This window comes from Pseudomonas sp. SC11 (genome assembly GCF_047039205.1).
Lineage (GTDB): Bacteria > Pseudomonadota > Gammaproteobacteria > Pseudomonadales > Pseudomonadaceae > Aquipseudomonas > Aquipseudomonas boreofloridensis.
This window is the reverse complement of record NZ_CP178183.1, coordinates 1,883,145-1,907,472: the sequence shown is the minus strand read 5'-3', so window position 1 is coordinate 1,907,472 and position 24,328 is coordinate 1,883,145. Positions and strand designations below refer to the sequence as shown.

Below are 24,328 nucleotides of genomic sequence, written 5' to 3'. Positions count from 1 at the left end.
AACTCTCCACGCCAGGGCAGCGAAAGGGGTGACTGGTCATGGCTAAGCAAAACTCGCGCCAACCTCGCCTTCAACCAGCGGCAATACGCTCGCGCTCGCCCCGATAGAACCGCTGGACCTCGACGAATTCGAGATCGATGCGGTTGATCAGGTCCTCGATGCCATACAAGGGTTGCTGCCTCACGCGCTCTTCGAGCTGCTGGCAGAGCTGGGCCAGACCCACCGCACCCATGTTGCTGCTGCTGCCCTTGAAGCTATGTGCCGCCATGCCCAGCGTCTGCGCGTCCTTGGCCAGATGCAATTGACTCAGGCGCCGTTCGGAGTCTTCCAGAAAGGTCTCGAGCAGTTGCAGGTAGCCATCTTCCATGACCTCCCGCAGGTCGCTCAGCACCTTGTAGTCGATATGTTCGTGTGTCACTTGCTCGCTCCTTGATCAAGCCTGCCTGCGCCCGGATTCAACCCGTCACTTTACCAACCGAATTCGACCCGTGCCCGCCGTCCGTCGTCGAGCCACTGTGCACGTACGCCCAAGCGTCTGACCAGATGCAGCCCGCGACCGCTGAGGCTTTGATGCGCCGCAGAATGGGCCAGCACGTCGTCGATATCAAAACCCGTGCCACTGTCACTGACCTCAAGCGTCAGACGCCCACCGTCGGCGATGGGTTCAACCTTCAACTCGATGCGCACGAACCCTTCGCGCAAACTGGCCAAACGCCGATCACGTTCGCGGTAGTACTCGGCAAAGCCTTGCGCATCGGTTTTCTGGCGCGAATCGAGGCCGAGCACGCCATGCTCCAGGGCATTGGTATACAGCTCGCCCAACACGCTGTGCAGCACCCCGCTGCTGGCGCGCAGGCCGTCGATCTCCTGCAGCAATTGCAGCAGATAGGGCAGCGGGTCGAAGCGCTTGAGGCTGTCGGCGTGCAGCACCAGCGACAAGGACCAGTCCAGCGGACTGCTGCGGTGGTTGTCGAGGGTTGGCGGCTCGAGCGGCAGGCGTTCGTCGCGCGGTAGCATCGCGATGTCGCACAGGCTGATGTCGTCACGCGGCCGCCCACCGAAACGCGCCAACGCCTGCATCACCTCGTCGAACAAGTGCCGCGGCTCACGGTTGGCCTTCAGCACCTCGCTCAAGCGCTCGACGCCGAACAGCCGGTCCTGGGCATCGCCCGTCTCGATCACCCCGTCGGAGAGCAACAGCAAACGCTCACCCAAGGCCATGGGCATGACCACAGTGGTGTCATCGAACTGTTCAGGCGCGAGGATGCCAAGCGGCAGATGCCGGGACGGCAATGTCGCCAGGACCTGCCCACCCGCCGTCAGGTGATAGGCATCGGGCATGCCACCGTTCCAGACCTCCAGCGTGCCGTGCTCCAGGCCAAGCCCCACCAGCAAGGCACAGCAGAACATGTCCACCGGCAAGATGCGTTTGAGCTTGGCGTTCATCTCGCGCAGCATCTGCGCCAGGCCGTAGCCCTTGGCAGTCATGCCATGGAAAATCTCGGCCAGCGGCATCGCACCCACGGCTGCCGGTAGACCGTGGCCGGTGAAGTCGCCGAGCAGTACGTACAGGTCACCCGAAGGTGTGCGCGCCGCCATCAGCAGATCGCCGTTGAACAGCGCGTAGGGCGATTGCAGGTAACGGATAGTGTCGCTATGCAGGCAGCCGGCATGGGCGACCTTGTCGAACAGCGCCTTGGCCACGCGCTGTTCGTTGAGCAGGTGATGGTGGTGCCTGGCCAATTCGTCGCGCTGCTGCAGCACCGTCGCCTGCAGGCGCCGCTGACGGTCCAGGGCATTGATCTTGGCCGCCAGGATCACCGCGCTGTAGGGCTTGGCCATGAAATCGTCGCCACCGGCCTGCAGGCAGCGCACCAGCGCCTGCTCTTCGTTGAGCGAGGTGAGGAAGATGATCGGCACGAAGTGCTCGCCCGCCTGGGCCTTGATCCGGCGCGCCGCCTCGAAGCCATCCATCACCGGCATCAAGGCGTCGAGCAACACCAGGTCCGGGCGCTGCTCGATGAACAGGGCAAGCGCCTGCTCGCCATGCTCGGCGGTGATGACCTCATGGCCCTGACGGCGCACGATCTGCGCCAGCAACAGACGATCGGTGGCACCGTCCTCGGCGATCAGCACGCGCAAGCGCGGGGACACCGACATGACCGGCCTCAGTGAATCTCGAACAGGCTGGTGAAATTGGAAATGGCGAAGATCTTGCGCACGTCAGGGCTGGTGTTGATCAGCCTGATGCGCGCGTGGTCGCCACCAACATGGTCACGCAGCAACAGCAGCATGCCCAGGGCCGAGCTGTCCAGATAGGTGGCGTCCTTGAGGTCGATGACCACGCGCTTGGCCGGTTGGCGCTCGTAGGCTTCACGGAAGGCCTGGTGCTGGCCGAAATCGAAACGGCCCTTGATCGTGATCGTCAGCTGTTCTTCGTCCGCTGAATAAACAGATTCGACTGCCATGCGCGATTCCTTCGTTGATGGCGGGGAATGAGGAAGGTGTAGCAGGCCGCTAGTTGCGCCGCAAGCGCAAGTCCTAGGCTTTGTCTGAAAAGCCTTGATACTCGGTGATGCTGCGTTGAAAACCGCCTGGATCGCCAGCCCGGTCGGAATGCTCATTTACAACCTGTAAACTCCGCTTCCTCGGCGGTTTTCGCCTTGCCTGACCTTCGTCTCAAGACTTTTCAAACAAAGCCTAGAAAGGGCTCTGCCGGGGCAAGCGCTGCGACAACTCGTCGAGCAGCTTCTGCTCGCGCTTGTCTTCGGCGCGGCGTGCTTCGTCGAGGTAGCGCTGCACCAGTTTGCGCAGGCCCTCGACCCGCGCATAGGCCTGTTGCCAGGCATCGCGGGCGTTGCGCAGGTTGTTCTGATGCCAGGTCAGGCTCTGGCGCTGCTGGGTCATGGCGGTTTCCAACTGGCCTAGGAAGCGCTGGTAGTTCACCAGCCAGTTGCCGTCCACACCCTGGCTGCCGCGGTTGATCCACTGCTGTTGGTAGTCTTCGCGAAAGCGCTCCAGCTCGGCGAGCTTGGCCTGGGCCTGGGCCACCTGCTGCTGGAACTGGCCCATGCGCTGCACGGCCTTGCGCTCGGCCTCCTCGGCCATTTGCACCACAGGCGCAAGACGCGCGGCACGACTGGGCAGGGCCATGCCGGTCAGCTACCTGAAGGCGGTGCGAAGATGCTGCCCAGCTGTTCACGGCTTTCGGCCATGCCGGTACTCTCGTCGAGCCCCTGGCGCAGAAAGCCCACCAGCTTGGACTGCAAGGCGATGGCAAGGTCGGTCTCCGGATCGCCGCCAGCCACATAGGCACCGACGCTGATCAGGTCGCGACTCTGCGACAGGCGCGACCACAGTTGCTTGAACTTCTGCGCCTGGCGCAGATGATCGTGATCCACCACCTGCGGCATCACCCGGCTGATCGAGGCTTCGATATCGATGGCCGGGTAATGACCTTCCTCGGCCAAGCGGCGCGACAGCACGAAGTGCCCATCGAGCACACCGCGCGCCGAGTCGGCGATGGGGTCCTGCTGGTCATCGCCCTCGGACAGCACGGTGTAGAACGCGGTAATCGAGCCGCCACCGGCCTCGCCATTGCCCGCCCGCTCCACCAGCTTGGGCAGCTTGGCGAACACCGACGGCGGATAACCCCGAGTGGCGGGCGGTTCGCCGATGGCCAGGGCGATTTCGCGCTGGGCCTGGGCGAATCGAGTCAGCGAGTCCATCAGCAGCAGGACGTTCTTGCCCTTGTCGCGAAAATATTCGGCGATGCGGGTGCAGTACATGGCCGCGCGCAGCCGCATCAGCGGCGCATCGTCAGCGGGCGACGCCACCACCACGGAGCGCTTGAGCCCTTCCTCGCCGAGGATGTGCTCGATGAATTCCTTGACCTCGCGCCCGCGCTCGCCGATCAGCCCGACCACGATGATGTCGGCCTTGGTGAAGCGGGTCATCATGCCCAGCAGCACCGACTTGCCCACGCCGGTACCGGCGAACAGGCCCAGGCGCTGGCCGCGCCCGACGGTCAGCAGGCCGTTGATGCTGCGGATACCGACATCCAGCGGCTGGCTGATGGGATCGCGATTGAGCGGGTTGATCACCGGCCCGTCCAGCGGCACCCAGTCCTCGGCCTTCATCCCGCCCTTGCCGTCGAGGGCGCGACCGGCACCATCGAGCACCCGCCCGAGCATGCTCATGCCCATCGGCAGGCGGCCGCTGTCATCCAGCGGCACCACCCGCGCGCCCGGCGCGATACCAGCGATGCTACCGACCGGCATGAGGAACACCTTGCTGCCGGCGAAGCCCATCACCTCGGCCTCGACTTCGACCGGGTGGTAGCTGTCGTCGTTGATCACCTTGCAGCGACTGCCCACCGCCCCGCGCAGCCCCTCGGCTTCGAGGGTGAGGCCGACCATGCGCAGCAGGCGGCCTTCGACCACTGGCTGCTCGGGCAGCTTCACCGCGTCGGCATAACCGCTCAGGCGGCGGCCGAAGCTGGTGCGTTCAAGGCGCATCAGGCACATCCAGCTCGACGGACACATCGGGCGACGCAGGATGCAGGGTCTGCTCGTGGCCTTGCTCGAACAGTTGCGCCACGGCTTTTTCCATGCGCGTCTCCATGCTCGCATCGATGCGGCTATGGGCCGTCTCGATACGGCAGCCGCCAGGCAGCAGCGACTCGTCTTCGAGCAGCTTCCAACGCTCCTCGTGACGCTCGCGCAAGGTCTTGACCTGCTCGAAGTCCTGCGGGTTGAGGTGGATGCGAATGTTCTCGGCGCCCATCGGCAGCAGCTTGAGCGCCTGGCGCAGTACCTGGGCGATCTGCTTGGAATCGCTGCGCAGTTCGCGACCAATCACCTCGCGGGCGACATGGGCCACCAGGTGCACCAGGGATTTTTCGATCTGCGCGTCCTGCTCGGCAATTGGCTCGAGCAGATGGGTCATCAATTGCTCCAGGCTTTGCAGCTTGGCATCGAGGGCCTGCTCGGCTTCCTGGCGAACCTTGATCTGGGTGCTGTGAAAGCCCTCGCGCTCGCCCGTGGCGAAGCCTTCGTTGTAGGCCTCCTGACGAATCGCTTCGAGCTCTTCGAGGGTCAGCGGCTGGACTTCCTCCAGCGGTACTTCTTCGATTTCCTCGACCAGCTGCGGTTCGGGCTCCGGCTCGGGTTCCGGCGCGGGCGCAGGGTCGAAACTGGGCAGCGCCCACACATCGACGCCCTCGAGGTCGCGGGCGCGGATCAGGTCGCTGGGGTGTTCTTTGGTGGTCATGTTCTCAGGCACTCAAAACCGTGTTCGACCGACGCCGCGCCGTGCAGGCGCGGCGGTTCGCCAGCCAGGCAAGCGGCCTTAGATCATTTCCTCGGCGCCCTTGCCGCCGAGCACGATCTCGCCGGCCTCGGCCATGCGCCGGGCGATGGTGAGGATTTCCTTCTGCGCGGTTTCCACGTCGCTGACCCGCACCGGCCCTTTGGCCTCGAGGTCGTCGCGCAGCAGCTCCGAGGCCCGTTTGGACATGTTCTTGAAGACCTTGTCCTTGACCTTCTCGTCGGCGCCTTTGAGCGAGACCACCAGCACGTCGGACGACACTTCGCGCAGCAGGGCCTGGATGCCGCGGTCGTCCACGTCGGCCAGGTTGTTGAAGACGAACATCAGGTCTTCGATCTGCTCGGACAGGTCGCTGTCGATGTCGCGGATTGCGTCCATCAACTGGCCTTCGACCGAACTGTCGAGGAAGTTCATGATGTCGGCGGCGCGCTTGATGCCGCCCAAGGTGGTGCGCGCGGCATTGGAGTTGCCGGAGAACTGCTTTTCCAGGATCTGGTTCAGCTCTTTGAGCGCCGCCGGTTGCACGGTGTTGAGCGACGACACGCGCAGAACGATGTCCAGGCGCACCTTGTGGTCGAAGTTGCTCAGCACCTCACCGGCCTGGTCGGGGTCGAGGTAGGCGACCACGATGGCCTGAATCTGTGGGTGCTCGAAGCGGATCACATCGGCCACGGCGCGCGGCTCCATCCACTTGAGGCTGTCCAGGCCGCTGGTGTTGCCCCCGAGCAGGATGCGGTCGATCAGGCCGTTGGCCTTGTCTTCGCCCAGGGCCTGGTTGAGCATCTTGCGAATGTAGCCGTCGGAGCCGACGCCCAGGCTGGTCTGGTCGCCGACGATCTCGACGAACTCGCTCATCACCTGCTCGACCTGCTCGCGGTGGACGTTGCCCATCTGCGCCATGGCCACACCGACCCGTTGCACTTCTTTGGGCCCCATGTGACGCAGGACCTGGGCGGCGTCGGTCTCGCCCAGCGACAGCAGCAGGATGGCCGCTTTGTCGACGCGGCTCAGCTTGGCGGTAATGGCTCGGTTGTCACTCATCGGCGTTGATCCACTCTTTGACGACCTGGGCCACACGACCCGGGTCTTCGGCCACCAGGCCCTTGATTGCGTTCAGTTGCGCCTCATAGCCTTCGCTTGGGCTCGGCAGCAGGATGCTGCTCGGTCCGCCCAGGCTGACGCGGTCGTCGCCGACCTCGCCGTCCATACCGATCATGCCCATGCCGCCCATACCGCCGAGTTGCATGTCGGGGTCGCCGGCCACGTTCTTGCCGCCACCGGTGATGCTGGTGAGCACCGGGCGCAGTACCCCGAACACCAGCACCAGGATGAACACCACGCCCAGCACCTGCTTGACGATGTCCCAGAACCAGGGCTGCGAGTAGAACGGGATATCGGCCAGCACTTCGCCACGGTCGGCGGAGAACGGCACGTTCATCACCGTCACGCTGTCACCGCGGCTGGCATCGAAGCCCACTGCGTCCTGCACCAGGCGGGTGAAGCGCGACAGGTCTTCGGCGCCCCATGGGGCGCGGGTACTCTCGCCATTGGCGCCGACCTTGACTTGGTCGTCCACCACCACCGCCACCGACAGGCGGGTCAAACGCCCCTGCTGTTGACGGGTATGGCTGATGGAACGGTCCAGCTCGAAGTTCTTGGTGCTCTGCTGACGCTTGTCGGCCGGGTACGGTGCCAGCATCGGCTGGCCAGTGGCCGGATCCATGATCTGCTGGCCGTTGGCATCGACCAGCGGCTGGCCGGGCGCGATGGCACCGGCTGGGGCTGCACCGGCCCTGGCGTTCTCAGGCGCCGCAGCGCCGGCCGGCGGCTGGTTGCTCAGCGCACCCGGCACGCCCTGCGGCCCCTGGCCGCTGGCGCGCTGCTCGTTCACCGACTGCTCGCTGCGCAACGCCGGTTGGTCGGGATTGAACTGCTCGGAGGTGGACTCGACGGCGTTGAAGTCGACGTCGGCCGACACCTCAGCCTTGTAGCGGTCGTTGCCCAGCACTGGCTGCAAGATGTTGTGCACACGCTGGGTGAGCAGGCCTTCCATGCGCCGGGTGTAGTCGAACTGCTTGCCGGCCATGGTCAACGCGGTGTCCTGCAACTGGTCGGAGAGCAGGTTGCCCTTCTGGTCGACCACGGTGACCTGAGACTTGTCCAGTTCCGGCACGCTGGTGGCGACCAGGTTGACGATCGCCATCACCTGACCGGCCTCAAGGCTGCGCCCAGGGTACATTTCCACCAGCACCGAGGCGCTGGGCTTGCGCTCGTCGCGCACGAACACCGAGCTCTTCGGGATCGCCAGGTGCACGCGGGCGGCCTTGATGTTGTTGAGGCTGGAGATGGTGCGCGCCAGTTCGCCTTCCAGGCCACGGCGATAACGGGCCGCCTCCATGAACTGGCTGGTGCCCAGCCCTTGTTCCTTGTCGAGAATCTCGAAGCCCAGGTTGCCGTCGCTCGGTGCAACGCCGGCAGCCGCCAGCTTCATGCGCGCCCGGGACAGATCGTCGGACTTGACCAGCAACGCCCCGGAGTTGGGCTCGACGGTATAGGGGATGTCGGCAGCGGCCAGGGTTTCCATGACCTGCTTGGTGTCCATGCCGGCCAGGCTGCCATACAGCGGACGGTAGTCGGGCTGCTGCGACCACAGCACCACGGCAAAGCCAATGGCCACGCTGGCCGCTAGACCGACCAGCAGGCCGACCTGACGCAGCATGGGCATACGCGAAATGTTTTCCAGGAACGCCATGCCGAACAGCGGCGGCTTGGCCGCGGGCGGGCCGCTCTTGGCGGGGGCGTTATCGACGACTGCTTCGGCCATGACTCAACGCGCCCTCAAACCGGCATCTGCATGATGTCCTGGTACGCCTGCACCAGCTTGTTACGTACCTGGGTCAGCGCCTGGAAAGAGACACTGGCCTTCTGCGAGGCGATCATCACATCGGTGAGGTCGACACCGCTCTTGCCGATCTCGAAGGCGTTGGCCAGCTGGTTGGACGCCTGCTGGGTATCGCTGACTTTGTTGATGGCCTGGCCGAGCATGTCGGCGAAGCTGCTCTGGCCTGGCGCGAGCTCGGGCGCAGCCGCGACCTTGGGCAGCGACATGGCATCGGCCTGCATCGCGCGCATGTCCAGCATCAGACGATTGAATTCAACACCTTGGCTCATGAACTTCTCTCTCCGGCGGCCGCATTTTTTTGACACTGATGCAGCGGGTAAGACGGTTAAAGCAACAAAGGTGCCAGCCTTGGCGGAGTGTCCCTTTACCCAGCATTCAACCGTACAGGCCACCTTCCACATCCAGGCCGGCATCGCGCATCTGCGCCAGCTTGTAGCGCAAGGTGCGGGGGCTGATACCCAGCTTCTCGGCGGCCTCCTTGCGACGACCGCGCTCGGCGCGCAGGGTGTCGATGATCATCTGAAATTCGTGACGGCGCAGGTCATCGCCCAGGCCACTGGACTCGGCACTGGATTCGGCGCATGATGGCCCAATAGTGGCACCCCTGACTGGCGACAAGGGAATGGCACCCGCCAGACAGAAATCCGCCGCCTCGATCACCCCGCCCTGCTGCAGGATCAAGGCGCGCTGCAGCGCATTGTCCAGCTCGCGCACGTTCCCCGGCCAGGCATACGCCTGGAGACAATGACGCGCGTCAGCGGACAGGCGCACCGGGGCGTGCTTCATCTTCAGCACATGCTTGGCCAGCAGGCGCTCGGCCAGCGGCAGGATGTCGGCGCGGCGCTCGCGCAGCGGCTGCCAGGCCAGGGGAAACACCGAAAGCCGGTAATAGAGGTCTTCGCGGAACCGTCCGGCGGCCACCTCGCCCGCCAAGTCGCGGTTGGTGGTGGCCAGCACGCGAATGTCCAGGGCGATCGGCTTGCGTCCACCGACCCGCTCCACTTCCCGCTCCTGCAGCACCCGCAGCAGTTTGGCTTGCAGGCCCAACGGCATTTCGGAAATCTCGTCGAGCAGCAGCGTACCGCCCTCGGCCTGCTCGAACTTGCCGGCCTGGGCCGCGATGGCGCCGGTGAAGGCGCCTTTCTCGTGCCCGAACAGCGTGGCTTCGAGCATGTTGTCGGGGATCGCCGCACAGTTGATGGCCACGAACGGCTGCGCGGCCCGCGACGATTGTTGGTGGATGTAGCGCGCCAGCACCTCCTTGCCGGTGCCGGACTCGCCGGAAATCAATACCGTCGAGTCACTGCGCGCCACCCGGGCCGCCAGCTCGAGCAGTTGCCGACTCGCCGCTTCGCAGGCCACCGGCCCTTCCTCTCCCGCCTCCAGATGGCCGGCGGCATGCCGCTCGACCAGGCTCAGCAGCGCCTTGGGCTCGAACGGTTTGACCAAGTAATCGACCGCGCCCTGACGCATCGCATCGACCGCACGCTCGACCGCCGCGTGGGCCGTCATCAGCAAGACCGGCAACTGCGGCTGCTGGCGCCGGAGCTGGGCCAGCAACTGGTGACCATCCATACCCGGCATGTTCACGTCGCTGATCACCAGGCCGAAAGCCTCTTCGCTCACCGCCGCCAGCGCCTCTTCGGCACTGCCCACCGCGCGATGGGCGAATCCACCGATCAACAACGTGTCGCTCAAGGCCTGGCGCAGGGCCCGGTCATCCTCGACCAGCAATACCTTGGTCATGCCAGTACCTGCGCGGCAGGGGCGGCAATCAGCGGCAGCACGACGTGCACGCACGTGCCGCGACCCACTTTAGAACGCAGTGCCAGACTGCCCTGATGTGCCTTGACCACGGCCTTGACCACAGCCAGGCCCAATCCGGTGCCGGTGGACTTAGTGGTGACAAAAGGCTCGCCCAGGCGCTGTAGCACCTGCGGCTCGATGCCACTGCCGGCATCGCTGACACTCAGGTGCAGGTTCTGCTCACGGCGGAACAGATGCACTTTGAGCCGGGCCGGTGCGGTGCTGGCCTGCACGGCGTTTTCCAGGAGATTGAGCAGCGCGCCGACCAGCGTGTCGCGATTGCACAGCAACTCGCCCAGGTGGGTATCGCACTGCCAGCGCACCGCATGCCCCTGAACGTGGGGCTGGGCAGCGTGCTGCAGGGCCTGGAACAGCGCCTTGGGCGTGACGCGATCGTTCAGCGGCAGTTCGCCGCGCGCGAAGACCAGCATGTCGCGCACCTGGTGCTCCAGTTCGTGCAGGCGCTCCTTGAGGTTGCCGGCAAAACGCTGGCGGGTGTCCAACGCCAGGGCGCCCTGGTCGTCCGCCAGGTGGCTGGCATAGAGCATGGCCGCCGACAGCGGCGTGCGGATCTGATGGGCCAGCGAAGCAACCATGCGCCCCAGCGATGACAGACGTTGGTGGCGCGCCAACTGCTCTTGTAGCCGACGGGTTTCGCTAAGGTCGTTGATCAGCACCAACTGGCCAGGCTCGGCATCCAGCGAACGCGTCGCGATGGACAGGCGCCGGCCGTCGCGCAGTGACACTTCATGGCCATCGTCTTCGCGAGGGGCGAAGCTGCGCGCAATCACCTGGCGCCACAGCTCGCCGACCAGCGGCTCACCGAGCAAGTCGCAGGCGGCCGGGTTGGCCTCGCGCACCTGGCCATGACCATCAATCACGATCACACCACCGGGCAGCAGGTCGAGCAGGTGCTGCAGACGGTTGGCCAGACGCTCCTTTTCATCCAGTTCCGCCATGCGCTGGGCGCTGACCACTGCCAGCTCACCCTTGAGTTCGGTGACCCGCGCCTCGAGCAAGGTGTAGGACTCGCTGAGCTGAGTGGAAACCTGATCGAACAGGGCGACGGCGTGGTCGAGTCCGGGTCGGCTGTCCTGCTCGACCGGAACTCGCCCTGACGCATCATGGAGTCGGGAAATAGGGGCGGCCTGGGGCATCGTGCTCTCTCGCATGGCTGACCGTCATAAAAACGGTACTTCGCCTGCGGTGTAGCAATAGCCGTGCCGGGGATGGGGTTTGCTTGCAATCGTGGGACCGCTTCGCGACCCGATCACGACACAAGGCCGCTGCCAGAAAATCTAAGCGGCCTTGTGTCGCGATGGACTGCAAGGCAGCCCCAAAGGAGTTGCATCCGGTACCGGAAACTCAGTCCTCGGCCTGTTCCTCGCCGCCCTGACGGCTCATGCCGTACTTGCGCATCTTCTCCACCAGCGTGGTGCGGCGGATGCGCAGGCGTTCGGCGGCACGGGCGACGATGCCGTTGGCATCATCCAGCGCCTGCTGGATCAGTCCTTGCTCAAGGCTGCCCAGGTAGTCCTTCAAGTCCAGCCCCTCAGGCGGCAGCATGGCGTGGCTGGAGAAGTTCGGCGTGTTGCCGTTGATCGCCACCCGCTCTTCCAGGTCGCTGCGCAGGCTGTCCACCAACTGCTCATCTTCGTCATCGACGTAGCGGAATTTCTTCGGCAACTCGGCGACGCCGATCACCCCATAGGGATGCATGATCGCCATGCGTTCGACCAGGTTGGCCAGTTCGCGCACGTTACCCGGCCAGCCATGGCGGCACAGCGACATGATCGAGGCCGAGTTGAAGCGGATCGAGCCGCGCTTCTCGTGCTCCATGCGCGAGATCAGCTCGTTCATCAGCAGCGGAATGTCCTCGACCCGCTCGCGCAGCGGCGCCATCTCGATGGGGAAGACATTGAGGCGGTAGTACAAATCTTCGCGGAAGGTGCCTTCCTCGATCATGTTCTCGAGATTTTTGTGAGTCGCGGCGATGATACGCACGTCGATGCTCTGGGTCTTGTTGCTGCCAACCCGCTCGAAGGTGCGCTCCTGCAGCACCCGCAGCAGCTTGACCTGCATGGGCAGCGGCATGTCGCCAATCTCGTCGAGGAACAGCGTACCGCCATTGGCCAACTCGAAGCGCCCGGCACGACTGGTGATGGCGCCGGTAAAGGCGCCCTTCTCATGACCGAACAACTCGCTCTCCAGCAACTCGGCCGGGATCGCCCCGCAGTTGACCGGCACGAACGGCGCTTCGCGGCGCTTTGAGTGGTAATGCAGGTTACGGGCGACCACTTCCTTGCCCGTGCCGGACTCGCCGAGGATCAGCACACTGGCGTCGGTGTCAGCCACCTGCTGCATCATCTGGCGCACATGCTGAATGGCCCGGCTGGTACCGACAAGGCTGCGGAACAGGTTGGGTTCGCGCTGACGACCACGCTCACGCGCCTGGTCATACATCTCGCGATAGACCTGGGCACGGTGCAGCGAATCGAGCAACTGGCTGTAGCTAGGCGGCATTTCCAGATTGGAAAGCACGCGTCGGCGCAGGTCTTCAGGAAACTCAGCGGAAGAAATTTCGCCCAAAAGCAACACTGGAAGGAACTCATCCCACGCAGTGACGGTCTTAAGCAAGCCCAGCACCCCGGCCGGCCCGCTTACCGCGCCAATGAGCACGCAGAGAACTTCCCTGCTCGAAGACAATGCCTCCACCGTCTGCTGCCAGTCCAGGCTGGAGCAGGAGAGGTTGTCTTCGCCGAGAAAATTCAGGACCACCGCCAGATCGCGGCGGCGTTCGCTGTCGTCATCGATCAGAAGGATCTTGGTTTCACGCCACATTCAATACCAACTTCCCTAGTCATCTCGGCGCCCGCAGGCGTTATCGACTTCATTCAGACACCCGTCGTGAGGATCAGACGTCTGAAACTCGAAAACAGCCACTAGTTAAGTCAAAAAACAGCACACAGTCAAATTAATGGCGCGCAGCTTCTTGCATTGCCCAGCGATCAGCTGAACAGATGGTATACCTTTGTCGCGTTTTTTGCCTGGCGGATCTGCGACATCTCATCGACGAGGGATTGACGTTCACCACTTGCAACCTCAATCAATTGCCGGTAAACCCCCAGCAATTCATCCAGGCTGTTCCTGACCTGAGCATCGTGTTCGTGGGCCTCGGCCAGGATCTCATCGACGCACACGCGGCATTCCAGGTCGAGCTCCCCCACCGCCTCCCAGTCGCGTTCGGCGAACGCAGCCAGCAAGGCATCACGGGTTTGCTCGATACGTGCAATCACTTCGCTCATGTGCGTCTCCTGGTATTACTCGGCAGCGGCTTGATCGCCAATGGCGTCCCAGCCTTCCTTGACGGTGATCAGCAGCCGCGCCACTTCGTCGATGATCGCCGGATCGCTGTTCACGTTGGCTTCAATCAGACGGCGGCTCATGTATTGGTAGAGGTTGTCCAGGTCGGTCAGGCTGTCGGCATGATTCTCCAGATCCAGACCCTCGCGCAGGCCGCCGATGATGTCGATGGCCTTGCCGATCAGAATACCCTTCTGCGCCACATCCCTTCGCGCGATCGCGCCCTTGGCCTGCGCCAGACGGTCGAGACCGCCTTGCATCAGCATCTGCACCAAACGGTGCGGACTGGCTTCGGAGGTCTGTGCAACACCGTTGACTTTCTGGTATTGCCGAAGGGCCAACATCGGGTTCATGGATCTACCTCGTTGCAGCGAAAAAGATGACGGATACCTGCTGTATCGCCGCGATGTGAAAAAACTTTAGCGACAATGCAAAAGGCCTGGCGCGTCAATATGACGCGGCCAGGCCTTTGTCACAACCGTCAGAATCAGCTGTTCTTCTTCTGTGCGTTGAGCGCGTCGAAGATCGAGGTGATCTGGTTGGCCTGGGCCTTCATCTTGCCCAGCGCAGTGTCGAGTGCCACGAACTTGCGCGTCAGTGACTCGGTGAGCGAATCGGTACGACGATCAAGAGCGGCCTGCTGGTCGCTGAGGTTCTTGGCGACCTTGTCCAGATTGGACTTGCGTGTCGCCAAGCTGCCATCGGTGGCGTTATACGGATCGATAGCCTTGTTCATCAGTGCGAAGATGCCGTTGTCACTGGTGAAAAGGTTCTGCACCTCGCCACCGAGCTTCTTGTCATCCATCGCGGCGGTGAACTTGATGCTATTGAACTCAAGGGTCCCGTCCTTCGACGTGTTGATACCCAACTGGCTCAGGCTATTCAGTTGCCCCCCAGAAACCGCCTGACTCAGCACACCGCGCATGTCCGATAGCAACGAGCGGGTGGTAGGGTCGTTGGTCAGGGGGCCGAGTACGGTTACTTCCTTGCCATCCTGCGTCTGCTTGCTGGTGGCGGTCAGGGAGGTGACGGCTTTTTGCAAGGTGTTGTAGGCATCAACGAAGCCCTGAATGGATTTTTTCAATCCATCATTGTCCTGGGCCACGGTCAGACGAGTCGATGTGCCCGTGCCATCGGCAGCCTTGGCGCTGACGCCCGTCAACTCCAGGCTCATACCACTGATCGCCTTGTCGATGGTGTTGGAAGCACTGGTGATCTTCAGACCATCGACAGTCAGATCCGCATCCTGCGCCAAGGCATTGATGAATCCTCCGCCAGTGCCGGACATCTGCTTAGTGCCGTCAATGGTGAGGTCTGGGATACCCCCCACTGAAATGTCGTTCCCCGCACCCGTCTTGGTGGAGGTCAGCACCAAACGCGAGCCGCCAGATTCATTGATGATGTTCGCGGAAATGCCGTTGGATGCCATTTCCTTGTTGATCTGGTCACGCACGGTCTGCAGCGTCGCGCCACTGCCAATGGTCACTTTGTAGCTGCTGCCACCTTGAGTGATGGTCATGTCGCCGGCATTGATCGCGCTGTTGGCGCCATTGGAGAACTGCTGGCTGGCGACCTTGGAGCTGGTGGCAAGCTTGTTGACCACGATGTCGTAGTTACCAGACACCGCTGTGTTATTGGACTTGACCTTCACCACGGACTCATTGCCCGAGGAGGCAGCGAAGGCGTTGAAAGAAGGGGCATTCTTGTCGTTGAGCTTCTTCATGGCGTCTTGGAACGCCGTCAGAGCGCTGCGCAGCGAGCCAATGCCAGAAATCATCGCACTGTTATTGCTGGTCTGACGCTTGATCTGCGCCTGCTTGGCAGAGGTGTCGCCAGATACGAGCACCTTGACGATACTGCCGATATCCAGACCAGAGCCTAGACCTGAGGAAGGAATGATCGGGCTAGCCATGCAGAAGTCCCTCTTGGTGATGATGCTCTGCCCGAGGGCGGCGGGACAGGCATTGGAAAAAACGGGTTATCGCACTAACGCCTTCAGGCTTTAGCGTCGAACAGCACACTTTTTACATCGCTCAGACTATGAGCGATCCGCAGCGCTTCCTCGGAAGGAATCTGACGGATCAGCTCGCCGGTTTCGCTGGCGATGACCTTGACCACGATCTTGCCGGATTCCTCGTCGGTGGAAAACTGCAAATTGCGTCGGGTCTGCTTCATGAATTCTTCGATTTGCGAGACGGCGTGCTTGACGTTGTCGGCACCGTGCGGCACCTGAGCATCTTTCTTGTCGTCGCGATCGTCACGCTGCTGACTGGGCAGCGGCGCTTGCTTTTCGGGCACCTGTTCGGCCGCGCGCGGGGCCGGGTAAGACAGGTTCAGCTTGACGCTCATGTCCATGTCCACCACCTCGTAAATAGACAGCGGGAAAGCGCCTGGACAGCGCTTCCCCGCTTACCGCTAGCTAGAGATTAGCCCAGCAGCTTCAGGACTGCCGAAGGCAGCTGGTTGGCCTGGGCCAGAACCGAGGTCGACGCTTGCTGCAGAGTCTGCTGCTTGGTCAGCTGGGCAGTTTCAGCAGCGAAGTCGGTGTCTTGTACACGACCACGAGCGGCTTCGGCGTTTTCGTTGATGTTCTGCAGGTTGTTGATGGTGCTGGTCAGACGGTTCTGCGCGGCACCCAGGTCAGCACGGTTGCTGTTGATGGTCTGCAGAGCGTTGTCGATGGCCGAAACAGCGGCGCTGAAGTTCGACTCGGCGGTGGTGCTGTCCGAACCCTGGATGTTGATCGAGCTGGTGACACCCAGGTCCGAAGCGGTGAACTTGGCGCTCAGGTCGATGGTGATCTGGTTGGAAGCACCGGTGTTCGAGCCAACCTGGAAGGTCATGACCGAAGCCGAGCCGTCCAGCAGGTTCTTGCCGTTGAGCTGGGTGCTGTTGGCGATACGGGTCAGTTCCGAAGCCATGGACTGGAACTCTTTGTCCAGGGCTTGACGGTCGTTCGCGCTGTTCGAGTCGTTTCGCGACTGAACGGCCAGTTCACGCATACGCTGCAGGATGTTGGTTTGTTCCTGCATCGCGCCTTCAGCGGTCTGAGCGATCGAGATACCGTCGTTGGCGTTTTTGATCGCCATGGTCTGACCACGGATCTGCGAGGTCATGCGGGTAGCGATCTGCAGGCCAGCGGCGTCGTCTTTGGCGCTGTTGATTTTCAGGCCGGAAGACAGACGGGTCATCGAGGTGCTTACTGCGTCGGAAGCACGGTTCAGGTTTTTCTGAACGCCCAGAGAGGTGGTGTTGGTGTTTACGGTCAAAGCCATGACGAATTCCTCGTTGGATTGGGTACTGCGGCTTCCGGCCCTGGCAACTGCCGGGTGTGTGGCCTAGAGAACCTTCGTAATGGTTATCGTCGTCCGCGCGGTTTGCTTTAGGGATTTTCAGAATTTTTTTACTGGCCTGATGCTACCCCAGTGAAATCAAGGGTTTGACGCCAGAAAAACACCGCCCACTCAGGGGACAGAAATGAGGTGATAGGCAGACAGCCCTGAATCACTTCTCCGCCCTGCGAAAGAGGATAATGGCTCCACTGCGCGGGTAATGGGGGACGGACCACACCTAAACGCCTGCTTCTCGCCCGCTCGACGCAACAATGCAAATACGGCATCGGGAGCGATTTTCAACAACTAGAGGCACACCCACGTACCTCAAGCGCAGCCACCCCGCAGCCCCACCTGATGATCCTGATCACTCGACACCACCAACAAGATCCCAATGAAGGAGCCATCAGGTCACCCGCCCCATGACTGGGCCTAACCCTTCACCACCCTACTTAGCTCGATTACCGAAGTACGCTTAAGCGCCTCCACCCGTGCAAGCGAGCACGAACGGACTGCAACCCAGTTCCGGACAGAGCCAGAGGCGAAAATCGTCGACCTGAATGGATTATCACGCAAGGCAATAAGCCTTCAGGTCAACAGGGATCACATGACTACTTGGGCGCACCGCACGCAGCGCCCTTGAACGTCATTTTGTAGGTGTAGTGCTTGTCCCACCCCAGAGGTAGCGCGCTGGGCGCCGCCCACTCCGTGTAAATGCCATCCATGGCACCTGCATCAGTAAACCTACCGATCGAAATGGTGGCGATATTATTGGCACTCCCCACTCCATTCATAGGCACACTACCGTACCACTGGAGGTCATCGCCACTCTGGAACCATGCACCCTTCCAGTTGGCCTGCGTGCTTGAATACCATGTTTTGTCTTGCTTGAAGCAAATGGTCTGGTTGGCATAAAAAGCGCCGCTCGGCACGTGGTAATAAGCGAACTGCCACGACCCTACGGGAGATGCTTCACTTGCCGTTGCAAGTGCTGGAGCCATCGATATCGCCACCACAATTCCGCACGCGAGCTTGAACATAAGTCTTCCTTGATTGCTCAGTTTTCAACTCCAAAAGTCCAGTTGAGATGAGTCTCGGACCACCCAGACCGCTGACGGTCCGCAGCAGACATCAACAGAACAGCCGCCATACAGAAGGCAGCATCAAGCACCGCAACGATACGCCCACTAGCATCGAAGTGCGCTGATCATGATCAATATGGCGGCCAAACCCTTACCGACTGGTTCTTCAAGCGGTAGCGACACACACCCTCTGCCGGAGCGGGCCGACAGGTTCACATCAACAGCGCGCCTGATTTGCCAAAAGATACTCCTGGGAAAGATTCATGAGCAGAGCACACATCCCGACAATGCACGTCATTATCGGGAACCACCTAAAAACGCCAATCGCATTGACGACCAGCGCTTTCAACGCCTGGCAACGAACTCAGTCCGTTCGCTCCAAGACCGCCGACCCCCAGGACAACCCGACTCCAAAGCCACAGATCACAACTCGCTTGTGGGACGAGTCGAGCACATGTTTCTCGAGCAGCAACGGAATGCTCGACGACACGGTATTACCAGTTTCAAGCATGTCCTTTACGAAACGCGCCTTGTACTCACCGTCCTCGAAGCGCTGAGACACTGCATCAACGATCGCGGCACTGCCCTGATGAAGACAGAACATATCGACATCCGCGGCGTCCACCTGGCTTGCTTCGAGCAGCGCGGTCAAATGAGCCGGCACCTTGGACAACGCGAAGTTGTAGACCTGGCGGCCATTCATGAAAAACTTGCCGTCGGTAGTGCGCAAGTGCTCGGCACCCGCACCGTCGCTGCCGAACAGGGACTTGCCCAACTGCCAGTGAGCGCCCTGGGTCATCCAGGTGGCCGTGGCTGCATCACCGAACAACATGGAGGTGTTGCGATCCTCGTCATCGACGATCTTCGAGTACGGGTCGGCAGTGATGAGCAGGCCATTCTTTAAGCCCGCGGCTTCCATAAAACCTTTCATGGCGTAGAGGCCATAAACATAGCCTGAACAACCCAGAGACACATCGAAAGCGGCAACGTGGGTTGACAGGCCAAGCTTGTGCTGAACGATAGCCGCAGTGTGCGGCAGGCCTTCGGCGTCACCATTCTGGGTCACGACGATGACAGCATCGATGCTGGCAGGATCCAGCGACGGATTGGCGGCGAAAAGCGCTTGGGCAGCCTCCACGCATAGATCGGAGGTTTCCTGGCCGACATGCTTGCGCGGCAAAAAAGTCGAACCGATCTTGCCGAAAATGAAATCTTGATCTTTGCCGAACTTCGCACCTTGGGCGTAGTTGTCGACGCCTTCGACAGGTACGTAACTGGCGATGCTTTTGATGCCAATCATTATGGCTTCCCGATAGACATGGCGAAATTTCGCGGGGTCCAGTCCACGCAAAATGGACTGAGCTGCCGTGGTGACGGTCCTTCCCGCAGACTCAATAGAGTAGAGATGCCCGTTTAGACTGCCAAGTCACGGTTGCACGGTCATTTGCCATTTATCTGGACGCCTGAGGTTGGCCAAATTCTTGCTTGAGCCCATCGATAGCGCCTGAATCGTCGTTTAAATGACGCCCAGGCACCTGTCTGCACGCGCATTACCGCTCGATGCGGCAATCTCTTTAGCTGTAGTCAATGCGAGCCATGTCCATGGTGAAACCCATCCCCGTTACAAGCCCGCTGCTGCCTCCGCTGGAGAGCTATGTGCCTTACCTGGAGCAGATCTGGGAAAGCCGGTTCCTGACCAACTGCGGTCGTTTCCACCAGCAGCTTGAACAGGAGTTGGCCAACCATCTGGGGGTCCGCTACATTTCACTGTTTTCCAACGGTACTCTGGCGCTTGTCACTGCGTTACAGGCCCTGCGAATTACGGGCGAAGTCATCACCACGCCCTATTCGTTCGTTGCCACAGCTCACTCCGTTCTGTGGAACAACCTCAAACCGGTGTTCGTCGATATCGACCCGCATACTAACAACCTAGACCCGCAACGCATCGTCGAGGCGATAACGCCCAATACCACCGCCATCTTGCCGGTTCACTGCTACGGCATTCCGTGCGACCTCGAAGAAATCCAAGCGATCGCCGATACCTACGGCCTGAAAGTGATCTACGATGCCGCTCACGCTTTCGGCGTGAGATGGCATGGAGAAAGCATTCTTAACCATGGCGACGTCTCGGTGCTCAGCTTCCATGCCACCAAGGTATTCAATACGTTCGAAGGTGGTGCGATCGTTTGTCAGGATGAGAAAACCAAACGACGTATCGACTACTTGAAGAACTTCGGGTTTGCCGATGAGATCACGGTGGTGGCGCCTGGCATCAACGGCAAGATGAACGAGTTACAGGCCGCTTTCGGCCTTCTGCAATTGCGCTACATCGATCAGGCGCTGGTGATCCGTCGACAGATATTCGAGCGCTATCGATCCGCTCTGCAAGACGTGCCCGGCATCGATCTGATCGCCCCAGCGCATGACTTGGACTGGAACTATGCCTACTGCCCGATCATGGTCGATAGCGAGACCTTCGGCATCGACCGCGATGCCTTGTACGATCGTTTCCGGGAGCAGGATATCTTGGTGAGGCGCTACTTCTACCCGTTGATCAGCGAGTTTCCCATGTATCGCAATCTTGATAGTGCCCGCCCCGACCGTCTGCCGATTGCCACGCGCACCTCTCGACGAGTGCTGTGCCTGCCGATTTATCCGGACCTCGACATCGTTAGCCAAGAGCGCATCATCTCAGTGATCCATGCTGCGCGGCAGAGCTGAATACATGCCACTCAACGTACTGGTCTTCCCCTGCGGTTCGGAAAACGCCGCGGAAATTCATCAAGCCCTGATCCATTCGGTCCATGTGCGGCTCCACGGTGCCTCAAGCGTCGACGATCATGGGCGCCAATTGTACGAACGTTACCAGGGTGATCTGCCTCGCATCGATGCCCTTGAATTCGACGACGCGTTCGTCGCGTTGCTCCGGCACTGGCAGATTGATCTGGTGTTCGCTACCCATGACACCGTCCAGGCGTATCTGAGTCAATCCAGGGAGCGTTTCAACGTCGGGCTGATCAATGATGACGCGCGGACATGCGCCATCGCTCGACGCAAGTCGCTGACCTATGCTGAGTTCGCTGACCAACCGTGGGTACCTCATGTCTATGCCAACGCGGCGCAGGTGGTGCACTGGCCCGCTGTGGTCAAGCCAGACCTCGGCCAGGGGGGACAAGGTTTCGCGCTCGTAACCGATCCCCAGGCAGCCCTGGCGACAATGGCAGCCACAACGCTGCCCTTGCTGATTGAGTACCTGCCTGGCGAAGAAGCCACCGTGGACTGCTTCACCGATTTCGAACACGCGCTGCGCTGGGTCGGCCCACGCACTCGCGAGCGCGTGAGAGCCGGCATTTCCATGCGCAGCACGTTCCCGGCAGCAGACCCGCAGATCACGCAGATCGCAGAAGTGATCAACCAACGCCTACGACTGCGTGGCCCCTGGTTCTTCCAACTCAAACGCGACCACTCGGGCCAGTGGAAGCTGCTGGAGATCAGTTGCCGGGTGGCAGGATCCATGGTGGCTCAGCGCGCACGCGGGGTGAACCTGCCACTGATGGCGGTGCATGATTACATGGGCCGTAAAGTCAGACCCTTACCTCAATACGCTGTCGACCTGGTCGAACGACGTATTCTCACCCTGGCGCAAATAACTCAGCCCTTCGATACGATCTACATCGATTTCGACGAAACCGTAATTCGCGACGGCCTGGCCATTGCCTCAACACTGCACTTTCTCTACCGCATGCTAGCTAGAGGCAAGCGGTTGGTGCTGCTTACCCGCCACGCTGGCGATCCTCTGATTGCCTTGCGCAAAGCACGCATCGCCGCCGAACTGTTTGACGACATCATTCATATTACCGACGGCCGCGCCAAATCCTCATTCATCGTCGGCAAGGCTATTTTCATCGATAACCATTTCCCTGAACGCGTGGATGTGGCCACCCACTGCGGTATTCCAGTGTTCGATGTCGATGCTTTGGAGTTCATTTCATGATTGCCTTCAAGGCTATGCGTCTAGCGTCTACTTCATTCAAAAAAAAACTTTTCCTCCGTCGAGAGGCTCCTCATGTTTGAGCTGTTGGACAGCAAGCGTTATCCGGCACACTACCAAACGCTGGAAACCCAGCGCGTGAAAAGATTGTTGGGCGAGTGGTCGGCAAACAGGCGTCAATCGCTCAGCGTGCTGGACTACGGCCTGGGACGCGGGAAATATCTACGCCTGTTTCGAGAGTGGGGCCTGCAGCCAGTAGGAGTGGACATCAATCCGGACTACATCAACCAAGCCATCGAAGAAGGCTTCGAGGCCTATCACGAGTCCGAGCTCGCCCCGCTGCAGCAAAGCTTCGATGTTATTTTTCTGAGTCACTTGGTTGAACATCTAGATCCGACACAACTGTTGACGCTGCTCAAGCGTTTGATCGACCTGCTTGCACCAGGCGGGCGTCTGGTACTCATTAGCCCGGTTCTGGGAGAGCGGTTCTTTCACGACTTCTCTCACGTGCGGCCTTACTATCCGCAGAGCATCCGTCACGCCTTTGGGCAATCCAACGCACCACTCTCGTTCGGCGCAAGCGAGCGCATCGTGTTGAGCGACATCTACTTTTTCCGAGACCCGTACAGAACACGCTTGTGGCGATCCTTCTATGTCGAGAAAAGCGTGCTGCATCCGTTTACCCGATGGATCAATCGAGGGCTGGATCTAGCATGGCGGGCCTCTAACGGGCATGTGGGCGTCACCTCTTCATGGCTAGGGGTGTATCAGCGATGCTGAATGTTGGCAGCCCTCGCAAGCGTGTGGTGTTGATGCAGCCCTACCTGCTTCCCTACTTGGGTTATTACCAACTTCTGGGCGCAGCGGACCTTTTCGTCAGCTATGACACTGCGCAATTCATCAAGAATGGCTGGATCGAGCGCAACCGCTACCTGCTGGACGGTGAACCGCGCTGGTTCAGCGTTGCGCTTGAGAAAAGCAGCCATACCGCGCCAATTCTGCGCAAACGAATCAGCAAGGTATTCGATGTGCGCGGCATCCTTAACAAACTCGCCAATGCCTATCGCAAGGCGCCCAACGCGCCATTCGTGCTCTCGTGGTTGCAACCGTTGCTCGAAGAGCCCGCCTCGAGTATCGCCGAGCTCAACGTTCGCATGCTCAAAGCCAGCTGCGACTTGATCGGCGTGACCACGCCAATCATCAGCGCCAGTGAGTTGGGAGACGGAGTAGGCCTGAGCGGTCAGGCGCGGGTGCTGGAGCTGATGACAGCCGTGGGCGCCAGCCATTACTTGAATCCCTCAGCAGGCGCCTTTCTGTACGACTCCGACACCTTCAGCGCGGCGGGCATGCAGTTGCAACTGCTCCAGGCACGGCTACCGAGCTATCAGCAAGGCAGCCATGAGTTCCTGCCAGGACTGTCCATTCTCGACGCCTTGATGTTCAACCCGGCGCACACCGTTGGTGAATGGGCCAGACAAGGGATCGTCAAAAATGCTTGAGGCTATCGGCGGCTATTTCGAACTGGAACTGCGAACAGGCCTGACGCCGTATCCAGACGCCGTTGGCTTCAACTGCGCCCGTTCCGCACTGACGGCGTTGCTGGAGGCGAGTGCCGCCCCTTGCCTGTATCTGCCCTACTACATTTGTCAAGCGGTAGTGGAGGCCGCTCAAGTCGCAGGCAGCCGACCTAAGCCCTACGCGATCGACATGGATTTCGAATTACTGCAACTGCCGGCACTGAAGGCGGACGAGCGCTTGCTTTACGTCAACTATTTCGGCCTGAAGGACACTTATGTCCGAGAAGTGCTGGCCCCCCGTTATGGCGATCGCCTGATTGTAGATAACTCGCAGGCGCTGTTCAGCACGCCCTTGCCAGGTATCTCCACGCTCTACTCTCCACGAAAATTCGTCGGCGTCGCCGACGGTGGATGGCTGGCCAACCCTCCAGACCGGTTGAAGGAATTGCCACAGAGCCAATCCAGAGACCGCTTCGGCGCGCTGCTGGGACGCTTGGAGTCCGCTCCCGAAGAGCACTATCTCGCTTTTACCGAAGCTGAAAAAGCCTTGGCGCAAGCTCCTGTTTCGGCCATGTCGCAAAGTACTCGGCGCCTGCTCGACAGCTTGGACTACGCCATCATCGCCGACCGCCGGAGAGACAACTTCATCCACCTGTGCGAAGCGTTCGACCGCGACAACCTCTTCAAGCCCGGCGTTACTGCACCCCACGTAGCCGCGCTGAGCTATCCACTGCTGCTCGGCTCTCCGGCACAGGCGCAGTACGTACGCCAAGCGCTGCGGGAAGAGCGCATATTCATCCCCTGCTATTGGCCGGAAGTGGCGAATGCTGCGCAAAGCCCGAACGTGGAAAGGCTATTGGCAGGCTGTGTATTGCCTCTGCCTGTCGACCAGCGATACCACCAAGAGCACATGCAGAGGCTTATCGACCGCGTGCATTGGCACATGGCCACATGCTGAGCGCCTCTTTCGATAACGGCATGGCCCTGTGGACCAGCCTAGCAACAGG

24 protein-coding genes are annotated in these 24,328 nt (G+C 61.0%); 5 read left to right on the top strand and 19 right to left on the bottom strand.

Annotated features, from left to right (window positions below; genetic code table 11):
- Positions 1 to 70: 70 nt before the first annotated feature.
- From ACK2SD_RS08890 to ACK2SD_RS08800, 19 genes are all read right to left on the bottom strand, one after another.
- The gene (locus ACK2SD_RS08890) at positions 71 to 418 is read right to left on the bottom strand and encodes an Hpt domain-containing protein (protein WP_295482319.1); all 348 of its coding nucleotides are present in this window, start codon (positions 416 to 418) and stop codon (positions 71 to 73) included.
- A gap of 50 nt (positions 419 to 468) precedes the next feature.
- Complete coding sequence (locus ACK2SD_RS08885) at positions 469 to 2,160, bottom strand: SpoIIE family protein phosphatase (RefSeq protein WP_412461911.1); 1,692 nt, start codon at positions 2,158 to 2,160, stop codon at positions 469 to 471.
- Between the two features lie 8 nt (positions 2,161 to 2,168).
- The gene (locus tag ACK2SD_RS08880) at positions 2,169 to 2,468 is read right to left on the bottom strand and encodes an STAS domain-containing protein (protein WP_412461910.1); all 300 of its coding nucleotides are present in this window, start codon (positions 2,466 to 2,468) and stop codon (positions 2,169 to 2,171) included.
- A 232-nt stretch (positions 2,469 to 2,700) separates the two neighbouring features.
- Positions 2,701 to 3,153: a flagellar export protein FliJ gene (gene fliJ / locus ACK2SD_RS08875; protein ID WP_039578945.1), complete on the bottom strand. Its 453-nt coding sequence runs from the start codon at positions 3,151 to 3,153 to the stop codon at positions 2,701 to 2,703.
- Positions 3,154 to 3,158: 5 nt separating this feature from the next.
- Entirely contained in the window at positions 3,159 to 4,517 is a 1,359-nt protein-coding gene (gene fliI / locus ACK2SD_RS08870; RefSeq protein ID WP_039578946.1) for a flagellar protein export ATPase FliI, read from the bottom strand.
- On the bottom strand, positions 4,507 to 5,271 hold the full coding sequence (fliH, locus tag ACK2SD_RS08865; RefSeq protein ID WP_412461909.1) for a flagellar assembly protein FliH: 765 nt from the start codon (positions 5,269 to 5,271) through the stop codon (positions 4,507 to 4,509). Before fliH ends, fliI begins: the two co-directional genes overlap by 11 nt.
- A 78-nt stretch (positions 5,272 to 5,349) precedes the next feature.
- Entirely contained in the window at positions 5,350 to 6,369 is a 1,020-nt protein-coding gene (fliG, locus tag ACK2SD_RS08860; RefSeq protein WP_029612418.1) for a flagellar motor switch protein FliG, read from the bottom strand.
- Positions 6,362 to 8,152: a flagellar basal-body MS-ring/collar protein FliF gene (gene fliF, locus ACK2SD_RS08855; protein WP_039578948.1), complete on the bottom strand. Its 1,791-nt coding sequence runs from the start codon at positions 8,150 to 8,152 to the stop codon at positions 6,362 to 6,364. Before fliF ends, fliG begins: the two co-directional genes overlap by 8 nt.
- A 14-nt stretch (positions 8,153 to 8,166) precedes the next feature.
- The gene (fliE, locus tag ACK2SD_RS08850; RefSeq protein ID WP_029612419.1) at positions 8,167 to 8,499 is read right to left on the bottom strand and encodes a flagellar hook-basal body complex protein FliE; all 333 of its coding nucleotides are present in this window, start codon (positions 8,497 to 8,499) and stop codon (positions 8,167 to 8,169) included.
- 106 nt (positions 8,500 to 8,605) lie between these two features.
- Positions 8,606 to 9,976: a sigma-54-dependent transcriptional regulator gene (locus ACK2SD_RS08845; protein WP_412461908.1), complete on the bottom strand. Its 1,371-nt coding sequence runs from the start codon at positions 9,974 to 9,976 to the stop codon at positions 8,606 to 8,608.
- Positions 9,973 to 11,193, bottom strand: coding sequence for a sensor histidine kinase (locus ACK2SD_RS08840; RefSeq protein WP_412461907.1), 1,221 nt, complete (start codon positions 11,191 to 11,193; stop codon positions 9,973 to 9,975). The genes ACK2SD_RS08845 and ACK2SD_RS08840 overlap by 4 nt, the downstream gene beginning before the upstream one ends.
- Positions 11,194 to 11,401: 208 nt before the next feature.
- Entirely contained in the window at positions 11,402 to 12,877 is a 1,476-nt protein-coding gene (gene fleQ / locus ACK2SD_RS08835; protein WP_039578953.1) for a transcriptional regulator FleQ, read from the bottom strand.
- A 167-nt stretch (positions 12,878 to 13,044) separates the two neighbouring features.
- Positions 13,045 to 13,341 carry a flagellar protein FliT gene (locus ACK2SD_RS08830; RefSeq protein ID WP_029612421.1) on the bottom strand — a complete coding sequence of 99 codons (297 nt, stop codon included), beginning with the start codon at positions 13,339 to 13,341 and terminating at the stop codon, positions 13,045 to 13,047.
- Between the two features lie 15 nt (positions 13,342 to 13,356).
- Positions 13,357 to 13,752, bottom strand: a complete 396-nt coding sequence (gene fliS / locus ACK2SD_RS08825) for a flagellar export chaperone FliS (RefSeq protein WP_029612422.1) — start codon at positions 13,750 to 13,752, stop codon at positions 13,357 to 13,359.
- Positions 13,753 to 13,886: 134 nt separating this feature from the next.
- Complete coding sequence (gene fliD, locus ACK2SD_RS08820) at positions 13,887 to 15,311, bottom strand: flagellar filament capping protein FliD (RefSeq protein ID WP_412461906.1); 1,425 nt, start codon at positions 15,309 to 15,311, stop codon at positions 13,887 to 13,889.
- A gap of 83 nt (positions 15,312 to 15,394) precedes the next feature.
- Positions 15,395 to 15,754 (bottom strand): flagellar protein FlaG, encoded by a 360-nt coding sequence (locus ACK2SD_RS08815; protein WP_029612424.1) that lies wholly within the window; start codon positions 15,752 to 15,754, stop codon positions 15,395 to 15,397.
- 71 nt (positions 15,755 to 15,825) lie between these two features.
- Positions 15,826 to 16,674 carry a flagellin domain-containing protein gene (locus tag ACK2SD_RS08810; RefSeq protein ID WP_317872331.1) on the bottom strand — a complete coding sequence of 283 codons (849 nt, stop codon included), beginning with the start codon at positions 16,672 to 16,674 and terminating at the stop codon, positions 15,826 to 15,828.
- Between the two features lie 668 nt (positions 16,675 to 17,342).
- Entirely contained in the window at positions 17,343 to 17,771 is a 429-nt protein-coding gene (locus ACK2SD_RS08805) for a hypothetical protein (RefSeq protein WP_412461905.1), read from the bottom strand.
- A gap of 406 nt (positions 17,772 to 18,177) precedes the next feature.
- Entirely contained in the window at positions 18,178 to 19,113 is a 936-nt protein-coding gene (locus ACK2SD_RS08800; RefSeq protein ID WP_039578961.1) for a ketoacyl-ACP synthase III, read from the bottom strand.
- 302 nt (positions 19,114 to 19,415) lie between these two features.
- Between ACK2SD_RS08800 and vioA the strand changes: the two genes are divergently transcribed.
- The 5 genes from vioA to ACK2SD_RS08775 all read left to right on the top strand — a co-directional run bounded on the left by vioA (position 19,416) and on the right by ACK2SD_RS08775 (position 24,279).
- Positions 19,416 to 20,534, top strand: coding sequence for a dTDP-4-amino-4,6-dideoxy-D-glucose aminotransferase VioA (gene vioA, locus ACK2SD_RS08795; protein ID WP_412461904.1), 1,119 nt, complete (start codon positions 19,416 to 19,418; stop codon positions 20,532 to 20,534).
- Between the two features lie 4 nt (positions 20,535 to 20,538).
- Positions 20,539 to 21,807 carry an ATP-grasp domain-containing protein gene (locus ACK2SD_RS08790; protein ID WP_412461903.1) on the top strand — a complete coding sequence of 423 codons (1,269 nt, stop codon included), beginning with the start codon at positions 20,539 to 20,541 and terminating at the stop codon, positions 21,805 to 21,807.
- Positions 21,808 to 21,879: 72 nt separating this feature from the next.
- A complete protein-coding gene (locus ACK2SD_RS08785; protein ID WP_295482362.1) occupies positions 21,880 to 22,584 on the top strand; it encodes a class I SAM-dependent methyltransferase in 705 nt (234 codons plus the stop codon).
- Entirely contained in the window at positions 22,578 to 23,303 is a 726-nt protein-coding gene (locus ACK2SD_RS08780; RefSeq protein WP_205419286.1) for a WbqC family protein, read from the top strand. Before ACK2SD_RS08785 ends, ACK2SD_RS08780 begins: the two co-directional genes overlap by 7 nt.
- The gene (locus tag ACK2SD_RS08775) at positions 23,296 to 24,279 is read left to right on the top strand and encodes a hypothetical protein (protein ID WP_412461902.1); all 984 of its coding nucleotides are present in this window, start codon (positions 23,296 to 23,298) and stop codon (positions 24,277 to 24,279) included. The genes ACK2SD_RS08780 and ACK2SD_RS08775 overlap by 8 nt, the downstream gene beginning before the upstream one ends.
- Positions 24,280 to 24,328: the final 49 nt, after the last annotated feature.